At 42.4% G+C, this 6970-nt stretch carries 8 protein-coding genes; 2 read left to right on the forward strand and 6 right to left on the reverse strand.

What is annotated here, in order from left to right; translation table 11 throughout:
• Nucleotides 1-58: 58 nt before the first annotated feature.
• The 6 genes from A8O23_RS20990 to A8O23_RS21015 form a co-directional block, all read right to left on the reverse strand.
• On the reverse strand, nucleotides 59-376 hold the full coding sequence (locus A8O23_RS20990) for a DUF3592 domain-containing protein (protein WP_066626067.1): 318 nt from the start codon (nucleotides 374-376) through the stop codon (nucleotides 59-61).
• Nucleotides 377-675: 299 nt separating this feature from the next.
• Nucleotides 676-1122 (reverse strand): hypothetical protein, encoded by a 447-nt coding sequence (locus A8O23_RS20995; protein WP_066626074.1) that lies wholly within the window; start codon nucleotides 1120-1122, stop codon nucleotides 676-678.
• 98 nt (nucleotides 1123-1220) lie between these two features.
• Nucleotides 1221-1658 (reverse strand): hypothetical protein, encoded by a 438-nt coding sequence (locus tag A8O23_RS21000; RefSeq protein ID WP_066626079.1) that lies wholly within the window; start codon nucleotides 1656-1658, stop codon nucleotides 1221-1223.
• 80 nt (nucleotides 1659-1738) lie between these two features.
• Nucleotides 1739-2224: a hypothetical protein gene (locus A8O23_RS21005; RefSeq protein ID WP_066626082.1), complete on the reverse strand. Its 486-nt coding sequence runs from the start codon at nucleotides 2222-2224 to the stop codon at nucleotides 1739-1741.
• A 93-nt stretch (nucleotides 2225-2317) separates the two neighbouring features.
• Nucleotides 2318-3025: a hypothetical protein gene (locus tag A8O23_RS21010; protein WP_066626089.1), complete on the reverse strand. Its 708-nt coding sequence runs from the start codon at nucleotides 3023-3025 to the stop codon at nucleotides 2318-2320.
• Between the two features lie 7 nt (nucleotides 3026-3032).
• Nucleotides 3033-3671 carry a hypothetical protein gene (locus tag A8O23_RS21015; protein WP_066626092.1) on the reverse strand — a complete coding sequence of 213 codons (639 nt, stop codon included), beginning with the start codon at nucleotides 3669-3671 and terminating at the stop codon, nucleotides 3033-3035.
• A 486-nt stretch (nucleotides 3672-4157) separates the two neighbouring features.
• Between A8O23_RS21015 and lepA the strand changes: the two genes are divergently transcribed.
• Together lepA and A8O23_RS21025 are read left to right on the forward strand one after the other, a co-directional pair.
• On the forward strand, nucleotides 4158-5945 hold the full coding sequence (gene lepA, locus A8O23_RS21020) for a translation elongation factor 4 (RefSeq protein WP_066626094.1): 1788 nt from the start codon (nucleotides 4158-4160) through the stop codon (nucleotides 5943-5945).
• A gap of 90 nt (nucleotides 5946-6035) precedes the next feature.
• On the forward strand, nucleotides 6036-6970 hold a 935-nt coding region (locus A8O23_RS21025), incomplete at its 3' end, for a bifunctional 5,10-methylenetetrahydrofolate dehydrogenase/5,10-methenyltetrahydrofolate cyclohydrolase (RefSeq protein ID WP_082883206.1).

Consider the following 6970-nt stretch of genomic DNA (forward strand, 5'->3'; position numbering starts at 1 on the left):
GTATAAAAATATGCTAGGCCGTCGGCCGTAGCATGATTTTTATACGAGACCGTTGGCATTAGTTATTTTCTAAAGCTGGTATCACGTTGTTTTCTGGGTTCCGTTTAGAATATTGTATCAGCAATGTATCACCAATTTTAAAGCTATTTTCACTATCCCTCACGTTGTAAGTGCTATATTGTTCATCGTCGACTGAGAATTTGCATTTAACAAGCCAATGCCCTTCTCTTTTCCTAGATGGTTTACTATACCATTTTTCAACTACGATTCCCTTTGTTGTCGCACCGTAATTTGAGAATTCGTAATCCGATATTTTTCCAATCCAAAGTCCGAATGTAGGCCCAATTAGTAAAACTGAACCTACAGCTAATCCCACACATGTATTTTCGTTTATTTGATAAAACTTTAGTGACTTGTAAGTTAAAAAAGGAACTAAAGCAAAAATTACAATAAATGGGAGCCATTTAATCGGGCCTTGTTTGAAAAAGATATGAAAGTACCCAATCCCAAAGTATAAAATAAATAAGGTAATAGCTAGAGCAATTGGATAGGTCTTTTTATTTATTAATTATTTGAGTTTTTTTTTATTAATGCCAATGTACTTGGCTAAACGACGGGCGAGACCGTCGGCCGAAGACAGACGTTTAGGTGTTGTTGTAGCTCGTTATTTTTATTTTAACCAAAATATATTATTGTAAAATACCCGCCCGCGTACAATGCCAGAAGAGCAGGAGGAATTGCAAGAATGTATTTTAAATATTTGTTTAACACCTGTTTTTTATAATATCCCATCCAAACGAAATATATAGCTATAGAAATTAGACCTAAAGGAATAAGAGATTCCCACAAACTAGGTTTATACTCTCCAGTTATCCGTTCAACTAGTAAAAAGGCAGGCCAACTTGAAAACATTAATATTAGAAATATTGTCAATAGGATTGCTCCAATTTTTGGATAAAAGAAATGAAACCAACTAAGCCATCCGATAACTACTAAAGCACAATAAAAGCTTATCAACGGAAACCAAGAGTTTAGTCCCGCCGAAACTCCCATATAAGCTGCAAAAAGAAAATAAACTAATGCAGCCACAAGAATCGAGGTCGTGTAGGCGAGAATCTTCATTTCATTACTTTTTTAATGTGCTACAACGTACTGGCCTAAACGAAGGGTGAGGTCGTCGGCCGAAGGCTTACGTTTAGGTGTTGTTGTAAAATGTTTTTTTAATATTTGTTTCCAACGACAGTCTTCTTACCAAAATATATACAATCAACTGGTTTGCCGTCTATCAATGCAGGTATCCACATTCCTTCTGTGCCTTTGATAATTTCAATTATGTTTGTCCAGTTAGACATCTTTGGGTCACCAAGGGTTTGAATATCTTGTATTTTTCCTTCACAGGTAACGGTAAAGATGAAATTTTCTCTGAACACACTATTCTTCGCCTCGTCGGCTACTTTTAGTTGAGCCTCTATAATCTTATTCAAATCCGCTGTGCCATCCTTAAGTTTAGGCTGTCCATCTATTTTGGGGAAATTTGTAAATCTTGAATCGTATTGGGTTTGCTTTTCATTTACATAGACAATCCCATCGCCACAATCAAAGTTGCCAAACAACCCACACCAGAAAATAAGGCTTGTTAATAGTAGAATTGATTTCATTATAATTTTTTAAATGTTTTACAACGGTTAGTATAAACAACGAGCAAGGCCGTCGGCCGTAGCTTGGTGTTTATACAGTGTTAGGTAGCGTTATTTTTTACTTTTTTGCTGTAATTTTCAACCCATTCGTTCAGCTCGTCGTGCAAGTCCAGTTTTTCATCTGTGATAATCCACTCCTCGTCAAGATTGTCGATTGTCTTTGGGGAGAGGGATAACTTAAGTTGTCCGTAGTCGAATTGGTCAAAGGATACAAGGGTGCTGAAAAGAATCCCTGTTGCTGTATCTGTTATAAGCTCTTTAATCTTCTCTTTTGTCTGGGAGTCCAGCTTTCTAAAAGTTTCTCTAAAGGCTTTGTCTCCTCTAAATGATTCATTCTCCCTTGGAAATGGCTCTTCAGGTTCAGGATTGTCAACAAGGTCGAAAGCGACTTCTAACCAGCCGTCAAGAACGTCCACAAGATTTTTGCCGAAGACCTCTCTAGCCAATTGTTGCTTTTCTTCGGCAGTTTCGGGTGTTTCTAAGTTTCCGAACCTATCCTTGGCATACTTATCTAGGAGTTCTTTCATTTTTAATTTTAATGCTACCCAACGTCTAGTGCATGAGGCGTGCAAGGCCGTCGGCCGTAGCATGACTTATGCACAATGTTGGGTGGTGTAATATTATTTTAGTGTTACGCTATTCAGTATTTCCTTTAATTCACTTCTACTAATCTTTACTGTGCCGCTTGTAAATAAAGCTAACTGTTTCCAGCAATGGTATTCATTGTCTTCTATACAGCTGTTTCTGTTTATCATGTACACCCCTGCGTCGTGCTTATTCAGTTCATTAGGAATGAAAACCCTCTTGAAAGTCGAATCTGTGGTTGATACGGTAAAATCATGCTGTAAAAGCTCTTTAGGTAGTCGAAATTCATATTCCAAAGTAGAATCTTTTATGGCAAAATATCGCCTGTAGAGGTCGCGGTCTATATTCAAAGAACAGGAATCACTATTGATGCATTCTCTGGCCTTATAAGTTGCTAAATAAGTGGAGTCATCCTTTTTTACTACAGATTCAAGAGTTGGACTTGGTTTTAATATGGAGAACAAGGGGCCAAATGATTCATCCATATGCCACTCTTCCATTTGAATGTACTCTTCAGGTGATAGAGTTAGCTTCGGGGAGTAAGCGCCATAGTCAAAGGTAAATTCAAACCCATCACCAATTATTTTTGCTCTATTGGAATCAACGCTTTCCTGTGATTGTACTTTGCTTCCCTTAGGTACAGTAATGGTGAACTCACCTAAATCCATAGTCTGCCAAACACCAGGCTTAGGGGATATGCAGGCAGAAAGACCTAAGAGAAGTATGGCACCTATTGTTTTCATTTGTTTTTTATACCACCCAACGGCCTCGTATAAAAAAACGTGCTAGGCCGTCGGCCGTAGCATGATTTTTATACAATGTTGCCAGCTGTGTTTTTATAACGTTGCTGGTTTTTTTTAACAATATAGAATTTGCCTCTTTAGCCGTCAAACCAATAGACTTTTTCACACCCCAATCTAAATCGCTTGAAAGAGCCAAGTAAAAGGTAAATATATTGTCAGCTTGCACTAGGTATCCCATTATGCTTCCAGTTCCGTTTGATTCAGAGTTCCCGCTGTACCAGATGAATAATCCGTTCATGGAAAAGTCGATGATTCTTCTCTTTAGATTGCTGGTGCTGTTCTGATAAATGTGAAGCGGGGCCTTTACTTCTTTTCTTAAATAGCCCTTTTCTTGTTTTAGGTAATAGTCGCTGCTAATTACTCGGTTTGGGTGGAAAGGCGGCAGAGTGACATCTACTAATCGGTGTACAGATATTTCATGCACTATCGTGCCAGAGAATTTAAGCCATTTGTCGTCGAACCAGTTGTCAATACAGGTTATGTAAAGTTCATCAGGTGTCCATAGCAAAACTCTGTCGAGGATAATCCGCTCCACTTTATTGACGAAACCCAAACTGTCACCCGCTCTTTTTGTAATCTCTATCATATTTTGCATTGCTGGCAACTACCGGCTAAAAGGAGTCGGGCTCCCACTATCTGCACTATATGTGAAGGTGGAGCCCTCCATTTTGATCCAGTTTCTTTTTTCAGGGCGTTCCGCCTTTACTTATTCAATATACATATTAGGCAACAGGTTTGCAACAGAATATTGAAAATGCCTTTCAAAGCTTAAAAAAGGCATTTACTACACTTAAGAACAGAACAAATGCCAATGAAGATTAGTGTGAGAGGGGAGGTCGTATCCGTAAGCTATACGTAAATAAACGTATTATACGTATAGCTTACGGATAAATGTGCTTAGTTAAAACCAAAGGGTAGGCAACCTACCGTATTCTTGAATTCTGTTTTTCACCTGGTTTTAAGAAAATGGCCTTAAAACACCAGGCTCGCCAGAAAAAGTCTTATTGCCCAACAGAAACTCATTCCACCACCGCGCTTTTCTTTGTATCTTTGGTCTTTGTAATCGTATTCTATGAAGAACATCCGCAATTTTTGCATCATTGCGCATATTGACCACGGCAAGAGTACCCTGGCCGACCGTCTGTTGGAGTTTACCCAGACCGTAGCCGAGCGGGAAATGCAGCACCAGTTGTTAGATAACATGGATCTGGAGCGGGAGCGGGGCATCACTATCAAGAGCCACGCCATTCAGATGAACTACCATTATAAAGGGGAAGACTATGTGCTCAACCTCATAGACACCCCAGGCCACGTCGATTTTAGTTATGAAGTATCTCGTTCTATTGCAGCCTGTGAGGGTGCTTTGTTGATTGTAGATTCTAGCCAGGGTATTGAGGCGCAAACAATTTCTAACCTGTACCTGGCCATAGGCAACGATCTGGAGATTATTCCGGTCTTGAACAAGATTGACCTGCCGCACTCCATGCCTGAAGAGGTAAGTGACCAGATCATTGACCTGATCGGCTGTGAAAGAGAAGAAATCATTCATGCTTCAGGTAAAGCCGGAATTGGTATAGAAAACATTTTGAATGCTATCTGTGAACGTATTCCGGCTCCTAAAGGAGACCCGGAAGCTCCTTTGCAGGCCTTGATTTTTGACTCGGTGTTCAACTCTTACCGTGGTATTGAAGTATACTTCCGGATCATGAACGGCACCATCCGGAAGGGAGATAAGGTAAAATTCATAGCCACGGGCAAACAATATGAGGCCGATGAAATTGGCGTACTAAAGCTAAACCAGGAGCCCCGTGAGGTAATGGGCGCCGGAAACGTGGGCTATTTGATCTCGGGCATCAAGAATGCCAAAGAAGTAAAAGTAGGAGATACCATTACCCACGCCGCCAACCCAAACACCGTTCAGATACAAGGTTTTGAGGAAGTGAAACCCATGGTGTTTGCCGGTATTTATCCGGTGGAAACCTCAGAATATGAAGAACTGCGCTCTTCCATGGAAAAGCTGCAGCTGAATGATGCCTCGTTGGTGTGGGAGCCGGAGACATCGGCCGCGTTGGGTTTCGGGTTCCGTTGTGGGTTCTTGGGCATGCTGCACATGGAAATTGTGCAGGAGCGTCTGGAGCGTGAGTTTGACATGACGGTTATCACCACGGTACCGTCGGTTCAGTTTAAAGCATTCACCACCAAAGAGGGTGAAATAGCCGTGAGCGCCCCCTCTGAAATGCCTGAGCCTAACTTTATAGACCACATTGAAGAGCCTTTCATCAAAGCGCAGATCATTTCTAAGGCTGAATACATTGGCCCTATAATCTCGCTTTGTATGGATAAGCGCGGAATTCTAAAGGCGCAGAACTTCCTGACCTCAGACCGCGTGGAGCTTATTTTCGAAATGCCACTGGCCGAGATTGTGTTTGACTTCTTCGACAAACTCAAAACCATAAGCCGTGGCTACGCTTCCCTTGACTATGAGCTTATTGGGTTCCGTGAGTCGCACATGGTAAAGCTGGACATCATGCTGAACGGTGAGAAAGTAGATGCTTTGAGCGCTATCGTGCACCGCGACAAAGCCTATGACTGGGGCAAGCGCCTCTGCGAAAAGCTAAGAGAGCTGCTGCCGCGCCAAATGTTCGAAATAGCCATTCAGGCTGCCATAGGTCAGAAAATCATTGCCCGCGAAACGGTAAAGGCTTTGCGTAAAAACGTATTGGCTAAATGCTACGGCGGTGATATATCCCGGAAGCGTAAATTATTAGAAAAACAGAAGAAAGGGAAAAAACGCATGCGCCAGGTTGGCAATGTGGAGATTCCGCAAGAAGCCTTCTTGGCTGTGCTTAAATTGGATTGATCGTGAAACCCGGCCCTTTTGCGCCGGGTTTTATTTTTCCTTTCCACCACATGATACATAATTTCTAATTCATAATTTCTAATTAAAAGAATGACCCTTTTAGACGGAAAAAAAACTTCCGAAGCCATTCAGAGTGAAATAGCGGCCGAAGTGGCCAAAATAAAAGAGCAAGGCGGGAAAGCCCCACATTTGGCAGCCATTCTGGTAGGCCATGACGGCGGCTCCATGACGTACGTGAACAACAAAGTGCTGGCTTGTGAGCGGGTGGGTTTTGAGTCCACTCTGCTGCACTATGAAGATGACGTCACAGAAGAGGAACTGCTAACCAAGATCAAAGAAATCAACCAGAACCCTGAGATAGATGGTTTGATTGTACAGCTGCCATTGCCAAAGCACATAAGCTCAGACCGTGTATTGGAAGTAATGGATTACCGCAAAGATGTAGACGGTTTCCACCCAATTAACGTGGGGCACATGGTAGCGGGTTTACCTGCCTATCTGCCAGCTACTCCGTACGGAATCATGCAGTTGCTGGAGCGGTACAACATTGATACCAAGGGCAAGCATTGTGTGGTGGTGGGTAGAAGCAACATTGTAGGCACGCCTATCAGTATCTTGATGAGCAAGTGCACTATTCCCGGTGAGGCCACGGTAACTATTTGCCACCGCAACACCGTTGATCTGGCGCACCACACCCGCCAGGCAGACATTTTAATTGTAGCCGTTGGAAGACCTGGTTTAATCACGGAAGATATGGTCAAAGAAGGAGCAGTAGTGATTGACGTAGGAACCACGAGAGTAACAGACGCATCGCGTGCCCGTGGCTGGCGACTGCGCGGCGACGTAGATTTTGACAACGTGGCTCCTAAGTGCAGCTACATTACGCCAGTGCCAGGTGGGGTAGGACCATTGACTATTTCCATGCTCCTGATGAACACTCTGAAAGCAGCTAAAAAAAGAAATTTACTCTTAAATCTGCTTACTCTTAACCTTGAAACGGAAATCCCCGCTGTTCTTGCTGAGCA

It is taken from the genome of Rufibacter roseus, from assembly GCF_001647285.1.
Classification (GTDB): Bacteria; Bacteroidota; Bacteroidia; order Cytophagales; family Hymenobacteraceae; genus Nibribacter; species Nibribacter roseus.

What these genes read in the sequence shown, in the direction of transcription:
- A8O23_RS20995 (WP_066626074.1), bottom strand. Translation starts at nt 1,122, where the DNA reads ATGAAGATTCTCGCCTACACGACCTCGATTCTTGTGGCTGCATTAGTT.
- A8O23_RS21000 (WP_066626079.1), bottom strand. Translation starts at nt 1,658, where the DNA reads ATGAAATCAATTCTACTATTAACAAGCCTTATTTTCTGGTGTGGGTTG.
- A8O23_RS21005 (WP_066626082.1), bottom strand. Translation starts at nt 2,224, where the DNA reads ATGAAAGAACTCCTAGATAAGTATGCCAAGGATAGGTTCGGAAACTTA.
- A8O23_RS21010 (WP_066626089.1), bottom strand. Translation starts at nt 3,025, where the DNA reads ATGAAAACAATAGGTGCCATACTTCTCTTAGGTCTTTCTGCCTGCATA.
- A8O23_RS21015 (WP_066626092.1), bottom strand. Translation starts at nt 3,671, where the DNA reads ATGATAGAGATTACAAAAAGAGCGGGTGACAGTTTGGGTTTCGTCAAT.
- lepA (WP_066626094.1), top strand. Translation starts at nt 4,158, where the DNA reads ATGAAGAACATCCGCAATTTTTGCATCATTGCGCATATTGACCACGGC.